23 protein-coding genes are annotated in these 21,035 nt (G+C 42.5%); 2 read left to right on the forward strand and 21 right to left on the reverse strand.

What is annotated here, in order from left to right; translation table 11 throughout:
* Positions 1–102 precede the first annotated feature (102 nt).
* The 5 genes from iscA to cysE all read right to left on the reverse strand — a co-directional run bounded on the left by iscA (position 103) and on the right by cysE (position 3,812).
* Entirely contained in the window at positions 103–426 is a 324-nt protein-coding gene (gene iscA, locus Q1A31_RS14120; protein ID WP_299877903.1) for an iron-sulfur cluster assembly protein IscA, read from the reverse strand.
* 57 nt (positions 427–483) lie between these two features.
* Entirely contained in the window at positions 484–861 is a 378-nt protein-coding gene (iscU, locus tag Q1A31_RS14125) for a Fe-S cluster assembly scaffold IscU (RefSeq protein ID WP_299877906.1), read from the reverse strand.
* Between the two features lie 84 nt (positions 862–945).
* A complete protein-coding gene (locus tag Q1A31_RS14130; protein WP_299877909.1) occupies positions 946–2,169 on the reverse strand; it encodes an IscS subfamily cysteine desulfurase in 1,224 nt (407 codons plus the stop codon).
* 84 nt (positions 2,170–2,253) lie between these two features.
* Positions 2,254–2,733, reverse strand: coding sequence for an Rrf2 family transcriptional regulator (locus tag Q1A31_RS14135; RefSeq protein WP_299877912.1), 480 nt, complete (start codon positions 2,731–2,733; stop codon positions 2,254–2,256).
* 242 nt (positions 2,734–2,975) lie between these two features.
* Complete coding sequence (cysE, locus tag Q1A31_RS14140; protein WP_299877915.1) at positions 2,976–3,812, reverse strand: serine O-acetyltransferase; 837 nt, start codon at positions 3,810–3,812, stop codon at positions 2,976–2,978.
* Between the two features lie 110 nt (positions 3,813–3,922).
* Between cysE and Q1A31_RS14145 the strand changes: the two genes are divergently transcribed.
* Together Q1A31_RS14145 and Q1A31_RS14150 are read left to right on the forward strand one after the other, a co-directional pair.
* The gene (locus tag Q1A31_RS14145; protein ID WP_299877918.1) at positions 3,923–5,170 is read left to right on the forward strand and encodes an NAD(P)/FAD-dependent oxidoreductase; all 1,248 of its coding nucleotides are present in this window, start codon (positions 3,923–3,925) and stop codon (positions 5,168–5,170) included.
* A 118-nt stretch (positions 5,171–5,288) separates the two neighbouring features.
* Positions 5,289–6,407: an SGNH/GDSL hydrolase family protein gene (locus Q1A31_RS14150; protein ID WP_299877921.1), complete on the forward strand. Its 1,119-nt coding sequence runs from the start codon at positions 5,289–5,291 to the stop codon at positions 6,405–6,407.
* A 127-nt stretch (positions 6,408–6,534) separates the two neighbouring features.
* Here Q1A31_RS14150 and Q1A31_RS14155 read toward each other — a convergent pair whose 3' ends face one another.
* The 16 genes from Q1A31_RS14155 to Q1A31_RS14230 all read right to left on the reverse strand — a co-directional run bounded on the left by Q1A31_RS14155 (position 6,535) and on the right by Q1A31_RS14230 (position 20,945).
* Complete coding sequence (locus Q1A31_RS14155) at positions 6,535–6,918, reverse strand: ester cyclase (protein WP_299877924.1); 384 nt, start codon at positions 6,916–6,918, stop codon at positions 6,535–6,537.
* A 37-nt stretch (positions 6,919–6,955) separates the two neighbouring features.
* A complete protein-coding gene (locus Q1A31_RS14160) occupies positions 6,956–8,143 on the reverse strand; it encodes a multidrug effflux MFS transporter (protein WP_299877927.1) in 1,188 nt (395 codons plus the stop codon).
* Positions 8,144–8,273: 130 nt separating this feature from the next.
* Entirely contained in the window at positions 8,274–9,239 is a 966-nt protein-coding gene (locus tag Q1A31_RS14165; protein WP_299877930.1) for a hypothetical protein, read from the reverse strand.
* A gap of 221 nt (positions 9,240–9,460) precedes the next feature.
* On the reverse strand, positions 9,461–10,681 hold the full coding sequence (locus Q1A31_RS14170) for an acetyl-CoA C-acyltransferase (protein WP_299877933.1): 1,221 nt from the start codon (positions 10,679–10,681) through the stop codon (positions 9,461–9,463).
* Positions 10,678–11,952, reverse strand: coding sequence for an ArgE/DapE family deacylase (locus Q1A31_RS14175; protein ID WP_299877936.1), 1,275 nt, complete (start codon positions 11,950–11,952; stop codon positions 10,678–10,680). The genes Q1A31_RS14170 and Q1A31_RS14175 overlap by 4 nt, the downstream gene beginning before the upstream one ends.
* Positions 11,953–11,955: 3 nt before the next feature.
* On the reverse strand, positions 11,956–12,612 hold the full coding sequence (locus Q1A31_RS14180) for a 3-oxoacid CoA-transferase subunit B (protein ID WP_299877939.1): 657 nt from the start codon (positions 12,610–12,612) through the stop codon (positions 11,956–11,958).
* Complete coding sequence (locus Q1A31_RS14185; protein ID WP_299877942.1) at positions 12,605–13,300, reverse strand: CoA transferase subunit A; 696 nt, start codon at positions 13,298–13,300, stop codon at positions 12,605–12,607. Before Q1A31_RS14185 ends, Q1A31_RS14180 begins: the two co-directional genes overlap by 8 nt.
* A 35-nt stretch (positions 13,301–13,335) precedes the next feature.
* Positions 13,336–14,697, reverse strand: coding sequence for an aspartate aminotransferase family protein (locus Q1A31_RS14190; protein ID WP_299877945.1), 1,362 nt, complete (start codon positions 14,695–14,697; stop codon positions 13,336–13,338).
* A complete protein-coding gene (locus Q1A31_RS14195; RefSeq protein ID WP_299877948.1) occupies positions 14,697–15,128 on the reverse strand; it encodes an N-acetyltransferase in 432 nt (143 codons plus the stop codon). Before Q1A31_RS14195 ends, Q1A31_RS14190 begins: the two co-directional genes overlap by 1 nt.
* A gap of 86 nt (positions 15,129–15,214) precedes the next feature.
* Positions 15,215–15,559: a RidA family protein gene (locus tag Q1A31_RS14200; RefSeq protein WP_299877951.1), complete on the reverse strand. Its 345-nt coding sequence runs from the start codon at positions 15,557–15,559 to the stop codon at positions 15,215–15,217.
* 79 nt (positions 15,560–15,638) lie between these two features.
* Positions 15,639–16,391 (reverse strand): amino acid ABC transporter ATP-binding protein, encoded by a 753-nt coding sequence (locus tag Q1A31_RS14205; RefSeq protein ID WP_299878049.1) that lies wholly within the window; start codon positions 16,389–16,391, stop codon positions 15,639–15,641.
* A 41-nt stretch (positions 16,392–16,432) separates the two neighbouring features.
* Positions 16,433–17,089 (reverse strand): amino acid ABC transporter permease, encoded by a 657-nt coding sequence (locus Q1A31_RS14210; RefSeq protein ID WP_299877954.1) that lies wholly within the window; start codon positions 17,087–17,089, stop codon positions 16,433–16,435.
* A gap of 15 nt (positions 17,090–17,104) precedes the next feature.
* Positions 17,105–17,761: an amino acid ABC transporter permease gene (locus tag Q1A31_RS14215; RefSeq protein WP_299877957.1), complete on the reverse strand. Its 657-nt coding sequence runs from the start codon at positions 17,759–17,761 to the stop codon at positions 17,105–17,107.
* 113 nt (positions 17,762–17,874) lie between these two features.
* On the reverse strand, positions 17,875–18,672 hold the full coding sequence (locus tag Q1A31_RS14220; protein WP_299877960.1) for a transporter substrate-binding domain-containing protein: 798 nt from the start codon (positions 18,670–18,672) through the stop codon (positions 17,875–17,877).
* Positions 18,673–18,753: 81 nt separating this feature from the next.
* Positions 18,754–19,857, reverse strand: a complete 1,104-nt coding sequence (locus Q1A31_RS14225; RefSeq protein WP_299877963.1) for an FAD-binding oxidoreductase — start codon at positions 19,855–19,857, stop codon at positions 18,754–18,756.
* 50 nt (positions 19,858–19,907) lie between these two features.
* Positions 19,908–20,945, reverse strand: a complete 1,038-nt coding sequence (locus Q1A31_RS14230; protein WP_299877966.1) for a histone deacetylase family protein — start codon at positions 20,943–20,945, stop codon at positions 19,908–19,910.
* Positions 20,946–21,035: the final 90 nt, after the last annotated feature.

A 21,035-nucleotide genomic window follows, 5' to 3' on the forward strand; every position in this document is an offset into this window, starting at 1 on the left:
GTTGTTTACTTTTGAAAATAGCCAGCCTTCTGTATCAAATGACATTCAAGTGATACAAAAAACCGGCTATAAGTAGGGGGGTGACTAAATATTTTGTGGATGCTAAACAGTGAAGCTTTCGCCACAACCGCAGGCACCACTTTCATTTGGATTTTTGAATTGAAAGCCTTCGTTGAGGCCTTCTTTAGCAAAATCCATTTCAGTGCCGTCGAGGTAAACCAGACTTTTAGGATCAACGATAATCTTGATTCCGTGATCTTCAAAAACCTGATCAGTTTCTTCGATCTCGTCTGCAAATTCCATCACGTAAGCCATACCAGAACACCCATGGGTTTTAATACCCAGACGCAAGCCAACACCTTTGCCCCTATTGGCTAAAAAGGTGTTCACTCGATCTGCTGCAACGTCGGTTAATGTAATGGCCATATTCTAATCCTTACTATCTTTATAGTGCTTAAGCTTTAGTTATAACTAATCTAAAAACTACTGCTTAGACTGATAGTCTGCTATCGCTGCTTTGATAGCATCTTCAGCTAATACAGAACAGTGTACTTTAACAGGTGGTAATTCTAATTCTTCTGCGATATCGGTATTTTTGATCGCCTGAACTTCATCCAGTGACTTACCTTTTACCCATTCAGTCAAAAGACTAGATGAAGCAATAGCAGAACCACAACCGTAAGTTTTGAACTTAGCATCTTCTATAATGCCATTAGCACCTACTTTAATTTGTAGCTTCATTACGTCGCCACAAGCTGGAGCGCCAACCATGCCTGTTCCTACTTCTTGAGCATCTTTATCCATTGCGCCAACGTTGCGTGGATTTTCGTAATGATCTATAACTTTTTCACTGTACGCCATGATTTTTTACCTTCTAACTTTCTATATTTATTGCAATGTAGTTAACTATTATTAACTACTCTTTTGTTTCTGTTGTCGTTCTTATTAATGTGCGGCCCATTCAACAGTATTCAAGTCAATACCGTCTTTATACATATCCCAAAGTGGCGATAAGGCGCGTAATTTTTCTACTGCTGAACGTGTCTGAGCTATTGCGTAATCTACTTCTTCAACTGTTGTAAATCGTCCTATACTAAAGCGCAATGAGCTGTGTGCAAGTTCGTCGTTACGTCCGAGTGCTCGTAATACATAACTTGGCTCTAGTGAAGCACTGGTACAAGCAGAACCTGAAGATACCGCGATATCTTTTAGTGACATCATTAAGCTTTCGCCTTCAACATAGTTGAAACTGATGTTTAAGTTACCTGCTACACGTTGTTCAAGATCACCGTTTACGTAAACTTCTTCCATATCTTTGAAGCCGTCATATAAACGATTACGTAGCATCAGCATACGGTCATTTTCAGTCGCCATTTCTTCTTTAGCGATGCGGAATGCTTCACCCATACCAACGATCTGGTGAGTAGCTAAGGTACCTGAACGCATACCACGCTCATGTCCACCACCGTGCATTTGTGCTTCGATACGAACACGTGGCTTACGACGTACGTAGAGTGCGCCAATACCTTTTGGACCGTAAATTTTGTGTGCTGAGAAACTCATTAAATCAACTTTAAGTGTTTCCAGATCTAATGGAACTTTACCCGCGCTCTGTGCTGCATCAACGTGGAAAATGATTTTATTTTCACGACAGATCTCGCCAATTGCTGCGATATCCTGAATCACACCGATTTCATTGTTCACATGCATGATTGAAACAACTGTTGTGTCATCACGAAGTGCTGCTTTGAAAGCATCCATATCTAACAAGCCATTATCTTTAGGATCAAGATAAGTGACTTCAAAACCTTCGCGCTCTAACTGGCGACAGGTATCAAGAACCGCTTTGTGCTCGGTCTTCATTGTCACAATGTGCTTGCCTTTGCGAGTATTAAAGTGCGCTGCACCTTTAATCGCCAGGTTATTTGATTCTGTTGCGCCACTGGTCCAAACGATTTCTCTTGGATCAGCGTTAATTAAGTCAGCAACATCTTTACGTGCAGCTTTAACTGCCTCATCCGCTTCCCAGCCAAATGAATGACTACTAGACGCAGGATTACCAAAAGCTGTATCAACAGTTAAATATTGAGCCATTTTTTCCGCAACACGCTTGTCTGTCGGCGTGGTGGCTGAATAGTCCATATAAATTGGGGTGATTAAATTACTCATTGTTTATCCTATTAGTTCTCGCGCTGTTTTATAGTAGTTACTTTTATGTATTTACTTAATTTGTATAATGCTTAAATACTTCGTTTACAAAGAGTCAGGTAAATTAATACGAGTCTCTTTGCGCTTTGAATTCTGTCTTGCCGCGACTTCAATCACGTCGCTCTTATCCATCATGTCTTGCAATGAAATATCATCAAGAAATGACTGGATTCTGTTGCTTAGGTCCATCCATAAATTATGAGTTAAGCAACGCTTGTTATCTTCATTACAACCACCTGTGGCATTACCACAATTAGTTACATCAAGATTCTCATCGACTGCCATGATGATGCTAGAAATTGCTATCTCATCCGGAGTTCTACTTAGGCTATACCCGCCTCCTGGTCCTCGCATACTTTTGACTAAACCCTGTCTGCGTAGTTTAGAAAAAAGCTGTTCAAGGTAAGACAATGAAATACTTTGACGATCTGAAATTTCTAGCAGTGATACTGGACCATTGTCACTGTTCAATGACAAATCCAACATTGCTGTAACCGCATACCGTCCTTTAGTCGTCAGTTTCATATCTGTTCTCGCGTTGCTAATCTCGAATTGAAGATCAAACAATCGACTCCAATAAAAAAGTTGGGGGTTTCAAACAAGAGTTAATTTGTACCCCTTATTCGAGCGAGATAGTAGAATACCCTATTAATATAGTCAAGTATTACTACGGTTTGTATTGTATTTATATATGGAGGTTAAAAAGCCCTATTTAAAGGGCTCTACAAGGATTTATTAAGACAGATTGTAAAAAAATCAAATACTATTTAACTACCAGTTTCTTCTTTTTCGGAAGATTCGTTTGCTACTTTTTCTTTTGCTTGGCTCTGCTTTTCGGATCTCTTTTTCTCTTCACCGCAACCATCCAGTTCCACATCTTTAAGACCCGGTAACGGCTCAAAGTCGAAGTCACTACCTAGATGCTGCAACTGGGTGCACATCTTATCCATACGATCATCCATTTTATGGATATGATCCAGCATTCTATTGACTGCATTAGCCACGGGATCTGGCATGTCTTGCGTTGCACCATAGGCATCAAAGCCCATTTTGCTCGCCACTTCAGCACGTTGTGCATCATCCTCGTCTACGCGTCGGATCACTTCACGACCGGGAACTCCTATGACGGTTGCATTAGCTGGCACTTCTTTAACCACAACAGCATTCGAACCAATACGCGCACCATCGTTGATTTTGATCGGCCCCAGAATTTTAGCCCCTGCACCGACAACGATATTATTACCTAGGGTTGGATGACGTTTTCCGGGATTCCAGCTTGTTCCGCCTAAAGTCACACCATGATAAATAGAACAATCATCGCCGATCTCTGCGGTTTCACCGATAACAATCCCCATGCCGTGATCGATAAAGAAGCGTCTACCAATTTTCGCACCCGGGTGGATTTCAATTCCGGTAAATAAACGAGCAACATTTGACAGAATTCTTGCCAGCCATTTAAAGCCCTTATTCGATAACGCATGGCTGATGCGATGAAAAATAATCGCGTGCACACCCGGAGAGGTGGTTAAAATTTCTAGCGTATGTCGTGCCGCTGGGTCGCGTTCAAATACGACGGCGATATCTTCTTTTATTCTTGCCAACATGTTTCTACCAACTATTTAAGCATTAGGTCATTATAATATGTGGATTCTATAATACTTTGCTTTAAAGTATGTGATTACCTTGTGTCTAGTGCTGGAATAAATATACAAAAATGAAAAAATTTGATGTGATCATAATCGGTGCAGGTGCAGCTGGCTTAATGTGCGCGATAGAAGCCGGAAAACGCGGACGCTCTGTTTTAGTGTTAGAAAAAGCAGACAAAATCGGCAAGAAAATTCTAATCTCGGGTGGTGGTCGTTGTAATTTCACCAATATGTATACCGACGCTGATAACTTTTTATCTGGCAATCCACACTTCTGCAAATCAGCCTTATCAAGATATACACCCTGGGATTTCGTTGCGCTATTGGAAAGCCACGGATTAAGCTGGACAGAAAAAACACTCGGTCAACTTTTTTGTGATCAAAAATCAAAAGCCGTGGTTCAACTATTACACGATGAATGCGATAAAGCTGGCGTTACTATTCAACCTTCATCTGAAATCATATCCATCAAAAAAGGGGATGAATTTCTGGTTGCCAGCGAAAAAGAAAATTACGCTTCGGATTCTTTAGTCATAGCAACCGGTGGACCTTCAATTCCCAAAATGGGCGCTACCGATTTTGCATTACAAGTGGCTGAAACGTTTGATATTGATACCGTAGCCTTCTCCCCAGCTTTAGTGCCCTTTGTTTTCACCATTGAAACACTAGATTCGTTTATTAAAGACCTTTCTGGCATTTCAACCTATGTAGAAATGAGCGCTGTTAAACACAATAAAAAAGACGCTATAAGTGGGGGGGTGATTAAAAACGGGGTGACATTAAGTCCACCCTTTAAAGAAAGTATTCTATTTACTCACCGAGGTATTAGCGGTCCGGCAGCATTGCAGGTTTCATCCTACTGGAAACTGAGCGATGAGGTTTCTATCAACCTCTTCCCTGGTTTTGATCTATTGGAATGGTTAAAAGAACAGCAATCTGAACACCCGCAAGCAGAATTAAAAACCATTTTAAATTACAAACTACCTAAACGATTAGCGCAAAAACTCTGTGAACACATCATTACTAAAGAACTGAGTAGCAAAACAATGCGCCAGTTCAATGAGTCTGAACTTGAAAGCATCGAACAACAACTTACACAATGGAAACTTTTACCGTCGGGCACTGAAGGCATGCGAACTGCCGAGGTTTCCTTAGGCGGTGTAGATACGGATGAACTATCTTCTAAAACCTTAGAAACCAAGAAAGTCAAAGGTCTCTATTTTATCGGCGAAGCAGTCGATGTAACCGGACATCTCGGTGGCCATAATTTCCAGTGGGCATGGGCGTCAGCTTGGTGCGCGGGGCAATTCGTCTGATTATTGAATCGTCCTGTTAGCAATAAACACCACCTATCCCAAAAGCAGTTGTTAGTCGTAGAAAACAAGGTAGCATTGTTTTAGTTAACTCCATACCAAACCAGATTTAGGCTTTACTGTGTCGAATAGATTCGAAAACAATTCTAAAAAAACACTCCTAATCATTTCATTAATTATGATTTTGGTTGTGCTGTTTGGCTTTGAAAAACTTCTGGGCAATACACGATTTGGTGGTGAAGAAAATCAGTCAGTTCGACATATTCGTTTAAAAGAAAACACCCCTAATATTAATAAAATGCTTTCACCAAGTGACGATATAGTAGCGCTTTCTGATAGCTTAGAAAACAAGCCCTATTCTTTCAAAATTGATCAGAATGGTTTTATTTTTCCTTCCACTCCTCATCGAGACGCAGACAAGGTCATTGCCTTTATCGGCGGTTCAACCACTGAATGCATGTACGTTGATGAAGACAAACGCTTTCCAGCGTTAACAGGGCAATTATTAGAAACCAGCAACAATAAAAAAATCAATGCACTCAATGCAGGTGTCAGCGGCAATAACAGCATGCATTCCATTAACACCTTGCTTAATAAAATCATACCGATGAATCCAGATATTGCCGTATTACTGCACAATATCAACGATCTATCTGTGTTATTGCACGAGAAAACCTACTGGAATAACAACCAGCATCGATCACTCATCGTTGAAGAAGACCATTCGATAAAATCACAGATAAAACAGCTGTTTCCTAATACCTATACCTTCGCTTACGAAGTAAAACGTAAGCTAATGGGTGATGGCAACGAATTCGATAATTCGGACGATGGGCACAATAAACCTAAACTCAGCAATGAAAAAATGCTTTCGATGTTCAAAGCTAACCTGAATAGTTTTGTCGAGATTAACAAAGCAAATAGCATCACTCCCGTACTTATGACGCAAGCGAGTCGATTCACGGAAAAGCCCGACGATGTAATTATGAAAAACCTGCAAAATCTTGATGCAATGGATTTAACTTACAGTGAGTACCGCTCTCTTTTTCAAGCGATGAATCAAGTCATCCGCACAGTAGCATTGGAAAAGTCAGTATTATTGATTGATCTTGAAAAAGAAGTGCCACCAACCAATCAATATATGTCTGACCCTGTTCACTTTACTAATTCCGGTTCAGAACTTGTCGCCAAGATTATCTCAGCTAAGCTAGCTCCACTAGTCGAAGAGTTATTAGAATAAGGTCACCCCCCTACTTTTATGAGGTTTTTTCTTATTTAAAAGAAAATCTCACCCTTCGGGTCGTCGTCATTACATTCCAACGTTGTCTCGGCTGCGACTCAGCTTGGCACTTTTCTTAAACAAGTTTCTAATACATCTTATTGCCATTTTTAGTTTCTTTCGGCACATCCTGAATAGAATCCCAGTGCTCTACGATCTTTCCATTATCATCGAAGCGAAAGAAATCCATCGTTACGTACTGCGCGCCCTCAGGCCATGTTTGAATAGTATGTAAGGCTACAAAATCACCTTCTGCTATCGCCCTGACAAACTCGATACTCTTATCAGGGTAATCTCTTTGCATCTTTTCAAAGTATTCGATGAAACCAGATTTACCATTTTTCACGACTGGGTTATGTTGAATGTAATCATCTCCGACATAATCCTTGACTGCTTTAGCGGCCTCGCCTAAATAGGCCGTGCGATAAAATGCAATCGCATTTTCTTTGTTTTTCTCTAAATCGAGATTCATCAGGCTCTCCAAATCTTAGTTCTTAGTTAGCAGTTATTTAATCTTTCCAGGTAATATAAATAATCGGAATCATTAATATTCCAAATCCTAGAACAATAGGTGTGACAGAATCGTTATAAAAGCTGCCGATAAATGCCGCAATAATAACGGACATCAATGTACTGAAAGAACCAATCACAGAAGCAGCTGCACCAGCCACATGACCCACTTCCTCCATAGCCAGGCTATGCATATTGCCAAAAAGAATACCGAGGCAAAAGTAGGAAATACTGGCATAAATCAAGAAGCTCCAAAGTGGAACAGATGTATCGTTGAGCCAGATGTAAATCATATAAAAGCAGGACGCAAAAAACAGCAATATTGCGCCACGTAACACCATTTTATGCATCCCGATTTGTTCGACCAAACGTGAATTCACGAAGGAAGCGAACATCATCACCAAAGCTAAACTACCAAAATATAAAGCGAACCGATCGCCCAATTCAAAGTGTTCCTGAAATATCTGTTGAGCCGTACTCAAATAGGCCAATATCGCACCAAATGCGAGGCCTTCAGCAATCGTGAATTTCACCGCCTGCTTATTGCGCAATACTTCTTTTATAGATGCCCACGCCTGACTAAATGAGAATGGCACACGCTTTTCGATGGGCAATGTTTCTGGTAAACGGATCGAGAACCAGGCCCATGCGAATAACGCATAAACACCGAGCATGGCAAACACACCTTGCCAATTGGTCAGCATTAAAATGCCTTGCCCAATAAGTGGCGCGATTGCTGGTACCAACATAAACACCATCATAATCAACGACATGATTTGCGCCATGCCACGGCCTTTGTATAAATCTCTGGTAATCGCTGTCGGTATAATTTGCGGCGCAGCAGCACCAAAGCCCTGTAACGCACGTCCAACGATTAACATACTAAAGCTACTCGCAAATATCGTGACTAAAGTACCAATCAGGAATATGGCAAACCCCACATAAACTGGTCGCTTGCGCCCAAAGCTATCGGATGCAATACCAAATACGAGAACACCGAAGCCATAACCCATTAAAATTGATGTAACGATAAACTGGCGATCATTTCCATCCTGAACACCAAATTCATTACTGATAAAAGATAAGGCAGGCAATATTGCATCAATCGCTAGCGCATCGACGGCAACGACGACGCTCATCAAAATGATGTATTCAATACGCGAAAGCGCGTTAGCTGTCGTTTTCATAAATGAGTAAAATCTCTGTTAACTTGAGTCGTTATCACTCAATAAATTCTTTGATAATAGGTGCGGAAAGTATGGGGATGCCTTGCTCTTTTTACTACAAGGCTTAATGATTATTATCTAATGATATTGACTACTTTTTAACGAGTGCACTATTTACTGAGTCCCAACACCAAAGTTTGTTAGAGGTTAAATGCACGCCACCAATCCAGCGATTGATTTCGGTTAATTCCAGCCAGTTTTTTTCTCCTGCCAAAACGGCTTCGCCCATGGATGTGATGGTTAATTCATGAGCGGGAGATGGTGGTCTTTCCCAGTCCATTCCCTCGGGTAGCTTTAACAATGGTGGCGTAGACTCTAACAAATCCTGAATAATCATCCAGAAGCTGGAATCTCCCATAAACATTCGATCTTCTAATGTTTGAGAAGCAGCAAACACTTTCCCCGGTTTGGTTTCACCTTCGGCGATGACTTTCAACGCTTGCTCAGCAGTGCGGGTCAAACCGTTTTTGATACTCGGATATTCTTCTAACTGCCTGATAATCGCTCCCTCTAAAAAAGGTAATACCGATGTATCTGTTGAAAGTAGTCCCAACCAATTCGCGGGATTAGGCGATCGAAAAGCCGCCCAGGCCTTACTTGATAAGCTCAAATGCTCAGGTTTTATTGCCACTTCATACTGGAATAAATCAGCCATTTCTTCGGGCGAATGCATTCCCAGATATTGATCTACACAAATAATGGAAAGCTGGGTGCTATTAACAGGCTGGTTTTGCTCGAACCAATCCAGTATTTGAATAATCTGTAATTGATCATAAAGATCGTGTTCAAACCAGAGAATCACTTTGTCATAGCTTTCAAATGACTTAAGCGTGTCATCTCTTTCAATAAAAGAGGATCTGATATTTTCAAGTTTACCCCAACCACAATCAACGATGAATTGTGTGCGGACTTCTGAAAGCTCTTCCAAAGAAAGCCCCTCGGGCACAGGACCATCATGCAACACATCGCGCCACGGAAGAAAATCTCCAGCAATACCCGCCTGTTGCATAATGCTTACAGCGGAATCACCATTAGTTATATTTAATATTTTTTTCATTTGATAGCGGCATATAAAGTGAGTGATTTGATTATAGAACAATCAAAGAGTCACCCCCCTACTTTAAGCCTGTTTTTAGTATTAATGGTGAATAAATATAAGAATCACAGACACAAAAAAGCCCGAATTTTCGGGCTTAAACAATTATGTTATTTATGAATTCACATATTCTCATTTTAAGATTTCATAACTATGCTTTAACCTTCCAGGACATTAAGGAATTACCTTTTTAGATTTACTTGTGTATTTTCTAAAAGCACTCCCACGCCTTGACCGCCACCAACACACAATACTGCAACACCATATTGCTTATCCATAGTCTTCAACATCTGTGCAAGTTGTCCAATTAGACGGGTACCACTAGCGCCAAGTGGATGGCCAATCGCAATCGCCCCGCCATATATATTCACACAATTATCGTCCAAACCGAAATGCTTGATAGCCATTAATGGCACCACGGCAAACGCCTCATTAATTTCCCACAGGTCAATACTCTCTGCATCCAATTTAGCAATAGTGAGGAGCTTCTCTATTGCAGGGACTACACCGTAGCCCATTCGCTCTGGGTCTACGCCAACACTACAGGCAGTGACAATTTTCATCACAGGATCAACTCCATGATCCTTACACGCCTGATCAGACATGAGCGTTAAAAGTGCGGCCCCCGACGTCAATGGCGAACTATTCCCAGCAGTTACCCGGCCATTTTCACTAAATGCTGGACGCAGTGTCTGTAGTTTCTCAAAGGTAGATTCGGCTCGAATATTGACATCATAATCCAATAAAGGAATACCATTATTATCATAGATTGGGACGATGGTATCCGTTAATAATCCATCACGTTGGTTTTTAGCAGCACGTTGATGAGATCGGTAAGCGTAGTGATCCATATCCTCTCTACTGATATCAAACTCTATCGCTACTGCCTCAGCCGTCAGTCCCATATTCATCGCGACATCCATCTGGGTATCGGGATGGCCTTTATGGATTAAAGCACTGTCTGGCACGGTTAATACGCCTTCATTAAACAGTGTTGGCCCCATAGGAATGTGGCTCATGTGTTCATAGCCACCACAAAATACCGTATCAGCACCACCGTTCAGAACTGCTTGCGTGCCTTCGATGACAGCGGCCATACCCGATGCACATTGTTGTTCTACTTGCTTTGATGCGCAGCTATAAGGCAATTGGCTCAACATAACCGGATAACGAGCACCAAAGCTCCACTGCTCTTTCACCGGAAACGCACAACCCACAAACAGCTCATTAATGGAGCTACTGGGGTAGGATGCCTTTTCTAAAGAATGATTGATAAGCTGAGCAAGGATGTCCTGCGCTGAAAGTTCAGCGTAGGCATCCACTTCTTCTTTATACGGATGCGCCTTTGAAAACGGACTTCGACAGTAATCCACTATCCAAACCGCTTCACTGGTTCTAATCATGATTGACTCACGTTGCACCAGCTCATAATGAACAGGGCATAGGTTTTTAGGGTATGACGAATTGACTCAATATTGACCCGCTCATCAATGCCGTGGATATTCTCAGCAACTGGTCCATAGCAGGTTCCAGCCGTGCTGTCATAACAATGGAATGCGCGAAGATCCGTGGTACAAGTGGCGAAGTAATATTCGGGTTCTTGTTGAAGTAAATCAAAGTGACAGGATGAAAGTGTCTGGATACCAGCATGCGCTAAATCAACCAAATGACCTTCTGAACGAAAGCCTTCAAAGCGTAATGTCATTTTACCTGCTTTGCTATTGCTGAGCTGTTGTTGTACTGGTGCTAAGGCATCACTGATAAGCTGCATAATAATATTACTCGGCATTTCTGGCGGGAAGCCAATTCTCCCTTCTAACTCAGCATAAGCTGGCACACTGGAGGCCCAGTTTCCACCTTGTATTTTACCAATATTAAGATTGTAGGGATGATCCATCTCTGAATACGGTTTAATGTGGTTAAACTCAGTATTGAGTCTTTCTTCTAGAAGCTTCAATGCTTTAATAGCTGGATTTAAAGCCTCTATAGCGTTCACGCCTGCGGCAGTATTTAGCACATGCGCAGGTTTACCGTACAACCTGACCTTAAACCAGATCACACCTATCTGACCGCTGTATATCTGTGCACCAAATGGTTCTGGAATCATCACAAAATCGCCTGTATGCCCCGCATGCACACAAGCTAGTGCACCATTACCCGTACATTCTTCCTCAATAACGGTTTGAATGCTAAGAGGTGACTTAATGTTAAAACCGAGACGTTGAATAGCATGCACCGCATAAATCATCGCTGCCACCCCCGACTGCATATCCCCAGCACCGCGCCCATATAGCCAACCGTCTTTTTGATAGCTTATACTCGGGGCTTGCGACCACATCTCAACTGGTTCGGCGGGCACTACATCAATGTGTCCATTGAACACCAACGATCGTCCTTCCTCGCCTTTGTTTAAGCTGGAGATCAGATTATACTTGTTCTCGTAATCCCAAGGGACTGGGGCAAAAAGTTCATGAGCATGCAAATCCGCATTATTCAGTGTTACACGTTCCGGTGACAAATTGAGAGACTGTAAACGCGCCTCAACTACGTTTAAGACACCTTGCTCATTATTCAGCACCGCATATTCGCCCACCATATCCTGAGTGAAATTAATGACGTCATCAAAGATCGCATCGCAGCTATTCAGAACCTTTTGCTTTGTCTCGACATCCATCTTCTAAAACTCCCGTATATCATCTGCGAAATGAAGCTCAGCATCTGTAATCTCAATCAGTTGTGCTTTGCTTAATCCCTCTGCGATTTCACGGACCAACAAGCCTTGCTCCGTCACATCAATCACTGCACAATCGGATATGATTCGATTAACGCAATGCTTGGCAGTCAAAGGCAGTGTGCAGGTTTTTTTAATCTTACTCACCCCGTATTTATCTTGATGGGTGGTTAAGACAATCAGCTTTTTAGTGGATTGAGCGAGTTCCATAGCACCACCGATACCGGGAATAAACTTTCCAGGAATTTTCCAGTTAGCTAAATCACCACTGGCATCGACTTCAAACGCACCCAACATACACAAATCAAGACGTTGGCTTCTAATCATGCCAAACGATATGGCACTATCAAAAAAGCTCGCACCATTCACCGTTGACACATAAGCACCACCAGCATCAATCAACATAGGATTCATCTGTTCACGTGGAGCTTGTTGTCCAATCCCTAGTACGCCATTTTCTGAATGAATAAAGGGGAAAATATTTGGGTCAACAAAGCCCAACACCTGACTGGGCAATCCTATTCCTAAATTCACATAACAGCCGTCCCATAGCTCTAATGCTGCCCTTTGCAAAAGGCGTGTTATTGGTTTATTTTCAGACATGGATATGATGCTCCATAAGCTGATAGCTCTTACTTAAGTTATTCATAATGCAAAGTTGATCGACGAATATTCCGGGTGTATGAATAGCATCTGGAGCCAACGCGTCTTCTGAACAGTTAGCCGTCTCGACAATCACTTGTTTCGCAGCCATCGCCATCAGCGGGTTAAAATTCATTGCCGTGGCGTTATAACGCAGATTGCCATAACGATCCGCCACCTCTGCGTGGATCAATGCAAAATCAGCTTGAATCGCTCTTTCAACCTTATAGACTTCTCCGTCAATGGTTGTCAGCGATTCGGAAGCAGTTATTTCCGTATCAAGACCTATTTTGCTTAAAAAAGCCGGTAGTCCAACGCCTTTACAACGGATGCGCTCAGCCAACATGCCTTGGGGGACGAATTCGACATCGATCTCCTCATTCTTCATTTTATCAATAGCATGACGATTTAAACCTAAATGAGAAGTGATCAAGCGGCTTACCTGTCCCGACTCAAGAAGCTTGCTAATGCCGATATGCGCTTCATTGGCATCATTTTTAATCAGTGTCAGATTTTTACTGCCATATTCCACTAAAGCATCGATAAGGGTAAAGGGCGTGCCAGGCGAGCCAAATCCACCCACCATAATTGTCGCACCATCTCCGATACCCGATATTGCCTGCCTTATATCTATCATTTTATTTTTCATATAAATCCCGGTAAATGGTATGTAAGAAACTTCTTTTAGTGCTTCTCTAAAAAATCTTGGGTATTACGAAGTGCAACATCCAGTTTTTGAACGATTTCATTGCGAATTTCGTCGTCTAAAATAAGCGGTGGTGTAATTAGAATGTGATCACCTTTTGTCCCATCTAAACAACGTCGTGGATACACTAAAAGCCCTTGGGCCTTTGCCTCGGTTGTGACTATGGAGAAAACATTAAGCTCTGCGGGGAAAGGTTCTTTCGTTGCCTGATCTTGTACGAACTCCATGGCCAGCAATAATCCTTCACCACGTACGTCACCGATAATTGAATGGCGCTGCTGGAGTTCCAATAACTGTGCTTTAAGTTTGCCCCCTTGCCTGCGGACATTATCAAGGATGTTTTCATGCTCCATTGCATTCAATACACCGATCGCGGTCGCACAAGCTAATGGATTACCTGCGTAAGTATGACCGTGCATAAAACCGCCGGAGTTCATCACTGCATCGGTAATTTTGCTTTTAGCCAGCATTGCACCGACAGGGTAATAACCCGCACCGAGCCCTTTCGCCAGCGCCATAATATCTGGAACAACGTCCACAGACTGCCAGCAATACCAGACACCCGTTCGACCAGCACCTGTCATTACTTCATCCATAATAAGTAACGCACCAATTTCGTCGCACAAGTTTCGAAGTCCGCTAAGGTAGCGTTTACTCAATACCCGTGCTCCGGTACTCGCACCACCAATCGGCTCTACTATGATGCCTGCAACGGTATCGCCACCCTCTTCAAATATCGCTTTACGAGCAAGGCGCAGCATTTCATCATCATGGGCGTCATCTGAATCTTCCTTCTTTCGGTAGTAACTAGGCCCCTCGATATGAATTGATTTTTGCGTGACAGCTTCAAAGGGTTTTTCGAGCGGTGTATAGGCTGTCACACTCAATGCACCAAGCGTACTGCCATGATACGAAGGGCGTAATGACACGAACCGACTCCGTTGTTTCTGGCCTGTGGCATAGTAGTACTGAATAGCCAGTTTTAACGCAGACTCAACCGCTTCAGACCCGCTACCGACAAAGTAGACCTTATCGAGTTTATTGTTCGCCAAACCGACAAGCTTATACGCTAAGTCTATCGCTACCTGACTTTCAAACTGTGTTCGGTAGGTGAAACTGACCTTGTCCATTTGCTCCTGAATAGCGCGTTTAATACCGGCATGGTTATGCCCCATATTCACACTAATCGCACCACTACAGCCATCAATATAGACATTACCTTCGGTATCCCAAATTCTGCAACCCTCTGCTTTGGCAACTAAAGGGAGCTCTACATCAGTTTGATAAAAGAGTGGCGAATACGAATCAGCCATCAAGTTTTCTGTTTTATCTTTTTCCATTAACATCTCCCGACAAGTCCCTGAAAAGATGCACCATCCAACGCGGCATATCTCTCGCGCTCACCTATTTTAAAGCCCATCGATTGATAGTATTTAACGGCTTTTATATTGTCGTTATAAACACTGAGTGTCATATGTGTTGCGTTCCATTGCTCTGAACTGGCTCTTGAAACGTATTGTAATAGCTTATTGGCGACACCTTTTTCGCGGGCAGGCTTGTCGACCCAGAGATCTTGCAAGTAGACACCAGGCTCTCCCCTTGTCGTGGAAAAGGTAGGGAAGTAGATAGTAAATCCAACTGCCGTTTCGTCAGATTCTGCAATCGCGCAGTGAAAACGCTTTTCAGGACCAAAGCCATATTGAGCAATAGCCTCTTGACTCCCCCGATAAACATCTGTGTCCCCAATATCTATCACAAGCTTATAGAGCATGTCTGCAATCAGCTTCGAATCTCGAAGCTCTGTAATACGTAATGTAATCTCCATCGCCTCGTCTCCTCAACGGTAATAAGCGAGCTTTATTTCGCGGCAATAATAATAATTTCTACCTTATAGTCCGGTGTTGCTAGTTTTGCTTCACCACATGCTCTTCCGGGTGCGTGACCTTCGGGTACCCAACTATCCCAAACTTCATTCATCTCTGCGAAATCATCCATACTCGCTAGCCAAATTGTAGCTTGTAAAATTTTGGTTTTGTCGCTACCTGCTTCGGCTAGAAGCTTATCAACATTCGCGAGCATCGTACGCGTTTGCTGAGCAATATCTTCCTCCGGACCACCGACTTGTCCGGCAAGATAAATAGTTTCGTTATGTATCACCATTTGGCTCATACGAGTATTAGTGTTGAATCGTTGAATTGTCATTTGTTTTCCAATTGTTGTTAAATTTTGTTGGCTGATGTTTTCGCAAACTTGATAAGTCTTTGATATCCCTCGCTGCCTTTTATTGTTGTTGTAAATGTTTCTTTAGAAATTCCCTGGTGCGTTCTTCCTTAGGGTTGGAGAACAACTGTTCCGGTGGACCTTGCTCGCATACGACCCCTTGATCCATAAATAATACATGGTCAGAAACCTCACTGGCGAAATTCATTTCGTGGGTAACAATTAACATCGTCATATGTTCACTCGCCAATTGCTTCATCACCAAATTTACTTCTTCCACTAATTCAGGATCAAGTGCAGATGTTGCTTCATCGAAAAGCATCACCTTTGGCTGCATTGCTAAGGCACGAGCAATTGCTACACGTTGTTTTTGTCCACCCGACAGATGTGAAGGGTAAGTATCTGCTTTGGCTTCTAAACCAACTTTTTCTAGAAGCTCCATGCAAAATTCTGTGGCTTCACTTTTCCCAATGCCTTTTAGTTTCATAGGCGCTAAACGTACATTATCCATAGTGGACAAATGAGGGAACAAGTTAAATTGCTGAAACACCATACCCATATTTTGGCGTACTGAATTTATATGGTTTTCAAATGCCAAGCCTTTCATACCCGGTTGATTTACGCGTACTCCGTCGAGCCAGATTTCTCCATCATCAATGGTTTCAAGATGATTAATTGAGCGTAATAAGGTGCTTTTACCTGAACCAGATGAACCGATAATTGACACTATTTGTCCGCGTTGCACCTGCAAATCAATGCCTTTAAGAACTTTGAGTTCTCCAAAAGCCTTTTTAACATTAATAATGTCTAACATTAATCCCGTGTTTGCATGATCATCTTTTGAATTGCTGTCCATTATCTTCTGCCCTCAAGTTTCTTCTCAAACCGGTTCAAGCTAGTCTCCATGATCAGGTTAAGAATGTAATAGATTACCGCCACCGAGATATAAAACTCAAAAGGCCGGAAAGTGTTAGCAATTTCGAACTGGGCATTAAGTACCAGTTCGGCAACACCAATAACCGAAAGTACCGATGTATCTTTCAGCATAATGATCATATTATTGCCCAATTGTGGCAATGCACGATTAACCGCTTGTGGCACAATAAAAAACCATAAGGTTTGCATACGGCCAAACCCTAAAGATCTCGCAGCTTCATTTTGCCCTTTCTCAATGGATTCTATAGTTGCACGAAAAATATCAGCGTTGTAAGCCATGTAGTGAATACCTAGCCCTAGGATGCCTGTAAGCATTGCGGGTATCAAAATACCTATCTGCCCCAACCCAAAGAATAACAAATACAATTGCAGCAGTAGTGGCGTACCCATGAACAACCATATAAAGAAACGCAACGGATAGCTGAAAGCCTTGTTACCATAAAGTGTAGTTAGTGCTACCGCTAGCCCTCCTACGAGAGAGAGGATGCCTGAGAGCACCGCAATTAAAATAGTATATCCAGCACCTGTAAGCAGGGTTTCGTAGTTTTCAAAAACTGGAGTAAAATCAAAATTCATAATAGGTTCCTCCAGTTAATGTGACAGATATCGGGTGTAACGGTTATACAGCCAATCAACAAAACTGATTACCCCATATATTAGTATGAGATATAAACCTGCTGAGACGGCAAAAACTTCAAACGGTTTATAGGTTGAACTGATAATACGTTGAGATTGATATGTTAGTTCCACCACGGAAATGATTGAGACCAACGATGAGCCTTTTATTAGAATCACAGCAAGCACGCCCAAAGAACGAATCATAAGTCCTGCAGCTTGCGGCAAAATAATCGAAATCATGGTTTGCGTTCTAGAGAAACCCAGAGAGCGCGAGGCTTCATTTTGCCCGTTATCGACTGCCAGGAGGGAGCCACGAATAGCTTCGGACATATAGGCACCGATGTTTAAACCCAGGGCCAGAACACCTGCGGTGTATGCATCCAGATTTATACCAAACGCCGAACCACCGTAATAGAAAATGAGTAGTTGTACGAAAAATGGTGTTCCCCGAATCACACTGACGTAAATTCTGGCAGGCCACCTGATTAAACGAAAAGCCGAGGCGCGCATCATGACTAAAATAGTCGCCACTAATAGACCCAAAATAAATCCCAGCACCGAGATAGTGACGGTGATCCACGCTGCTTTTAGTAGCAGAGGTGTAATCTCCCACATTAAAGCAAAATCCATAACCCCTCCCTGCCTTTTACTATTACATCCCAAAAACAAGACCAGCGGCCAAGAGCTCTTCTCTCAACCGTTGGCCTTAATCTGTATATGTTTATATTACTTGTTGTAAAAACTTACTTTGAGATGTCAAAACCTATCCACTTATCCATAAGAGTGGCGTAAGTACCATCAGCTTTAATTTCATCTAAAGCTTTTTGAATGGCTGCTTTTAATTCCGTCTGATTACGCTGAACAGTAATTGCTGCAGGGTATTTTTTCAGACCGTCTGCTGCAATACGGCGGAACTTATAACCTTTTTCTTTCATCGCAATAGCTACAGGCACATCATCAACAGCAATGGCTTCCACACGACCAGTATCCAAAGCCAACAATAAATCTGGCAAACCCTGGAAAGTCTGGTTAGACCATGACCCCTTTCCTTCTTTTACCATGTTCACTGCCCAGGTGTTTGCGGTCTCACCCAAGGTTGTACCCATAGTTTTGCCATTCATATCAGCTACTGTTTTTACAGAAGAATCTTCTTTGGTGTACAAAGCAGATCCCGCCCAATAGTAGTCACTTGTAAAATCAACGGCTTTTCTACGCTCTTCAGTATCACTCATAGAGCAGATACAAGTATCATACTTTCCCGCGACCAAAGCGGCGATAATGCCATTCCACGGAGTAGTGGTCACTTCTGCTTTCAAGCCCATTTTTTTGGCAATGGCGTTAGCAACATCCACATCAAAACCCTTTACATTGCCTTCTTTATCAACAAAGCTAAATGGTGGATATGCGCCTGAATTGGACACCTTAAGCACTCCACTTTCTTTGATCTCAGCAAAGTCTCGCGCTTGGCTGACAGAGAACGGCAGCATAATCAATAGTGCTGCAGCTGTTAATGCAACTCGAGTTTTAGTCAAAAATTTCATAGTTATTTCTCCAAAGTAAAAGTTAGTTTTTTGTATCATCGTAAGTCAATGCGCTGTTTTTCCCCTCCTATTTCAATTCAATTAATTATCGACAAAACGTGCTGGTGAAAGAGCCGTTTCCAATTCTGGATGGGATGATTTTCCTTCTAACAAATCAGCAGCAATCTGACTTAGTGCTGGTGCAGTTTGAATCCCATAACCACCTTGTCCTGCTAACCAGAAAAAACCCTCACTTCTTGGGTCAAAACCAACTACCGGTGTATTATCTGGAGCGAAAGTGCGTAATCCCGCCCATTTATTTTCAATCCGTGTTACATCGAGATCAACCGCCGACTCGAAGCGGTGTATGCCTTCGGCTATCACCATATCATCAGGGTAAATATCACAAGCTGGCACAGGGTCAGCATCCGCTGGTGAAATAAGCAGCTTGCCACTCTCAGGTTTTGCATACCAGTTATCACCGGCATCGCAGAACAATGGCCAGTTTTCAGAGTCGCAATTGTCTGGTAGCGACGTAACAATAATACTTCGACGTTTAGGCGTCAGACCCACAGGCGTTATCGATGCTAGTTTTGCTACTGCGTCGGCCCACGCACCAGCAGAGTTAACGACTGTTTTTGTAAGGTACGTTTTAGAACCCGTATCAACAACCCAGCCATCAGTTGTTTTTTCTAGAGACAGCACCTCGCTTTGACATTCCAAAACACACCCGTTTTTAGCAGCTTGTTTTAGCCAGCGTTGATGCATCCCTGCCACATCGATATCATAGGCTTCGGGTTCGTAGACGGCGCGGTTAAAAGTCTCTGGTCGTAGTAGTGGTACAAGTTCGAGCGCTTGCTGAACATTGATTTCCTTTAAAATCGGATTATCCTGTAAAAACGATTCAAACATCTCATCCTGTCCGTGTAAGCAAATACTGAGAAAGCCGCGTTGGCTTAACACTGATTCGTCTTCTTTGCTATCAACCTGAGGATCGTTGAAAAAAGGAAGGCTCAGTTCGTTTAATGCACGAATGGTGACGTTTCCGTAACTGCGGATGTAAAGCGCCGCCGAACGACCTGTACTATGGAATCCAGGTTGCGGCTCCATTTCCAGCATTAAAATACGTTTACTATCCTGCAAATGAGCCGCAAGTCCGGCACCGCAAATCCCGGAACCGATTATGATTATGTCAAAATCATGCATTGTGATTTATTTCAATTCGTTGCATCAAAGTGTAATTCACTTATATATATTCATATTGGCAAGCGATGATTCTTTTCGAATCCCTGCAAAAAAGAGTCGAGATTCTTACCAAGACTTTCACTAAGGTAACCACCTTCTTGCACCAGCACAGTGGGTTTCCCGAGTTGCGCGAGCCTCTCTCCAATTCGTTTAAATCCTTTAGTCGTTACATTAAGTCCACCAAAAGGATCATCGATAGAGGCATCCAGACCAAGTGCTACTACAATGGCATCTGGCGAAAACATCTCTACCGTTTCAAGTAGATGATCTAACCCAGCGATAAAGGCATCATCGTCAGATTGCCTCGGTAACGGCACATTCAGATTATAACCAAAACCTTGGTCTCGACCTCGCTCATTCGCATACCCCCAGAAAAATGGATAAAAATTAATGGGGTCCGCATGGATGGAGACAGTAAATACATCGTCCCGCTCGTAGAAAATATCCTGTGTCCCATTACCATGATGCAAATCAACATCGATGATCGCGACACGATTGTAAAAACTGCGTAAGTGTTGTGCCGCAACTGCTGAATTATTTAGAAAACAAAATCCACCTGCCATATCCCTGAATGCATGATGCCCTGGTGGACGACAAAGCGCGTATGCAGCGGGTTCACCATCCAACACGAGCTGTGCTGCAGTGCCTGCGCTATGCGCGCTACTGACTACAGCTCCAAAAGTCTCAGCAGATATCGGGCAGGCAGTATCTGCCATGTGATAACCAGCTTGACCCACTGCTGAAGCAGGATAATTACCATCGTGACGATTCGGGTGGATATTTGGTATCACTTCTTCAGAAGCGTTATCGAGATTTTGCCAACGTTTGTAAATATTCTTAAGAAACAGAAGGTACTCAGGAGAATGGACTTCTGAGATCAACGTAAGTCCTGAGTTTTTTGATTCTACTTGTTCACATCCTGCGGATATAGCCGCAGCCAACAGTGCATCAGCACGTTGCGGAACTTCTGGATTTTTGGACTGCTCTCCGCTAGATAAATAAAACGATGGGTCATGCCTAGCTTGAGATACTGAATAAATGACCTTCATAAATATTACCTGATTCAACACCAACACATAAGCAGATATTGCAGTTTTGTTTATATAAAGGTATTTTACAAATTACTAATAAATATATTC

The sequence above is a fragment of the uncultured Cocleimonas sp. genome, from assembly GCF_947495625.1.
Lineage (GTDB): Bacteria > Pseudomonadota > Gammaproteobacteria > Thiotrichales > Thiotrichaceae > Cocleimonas.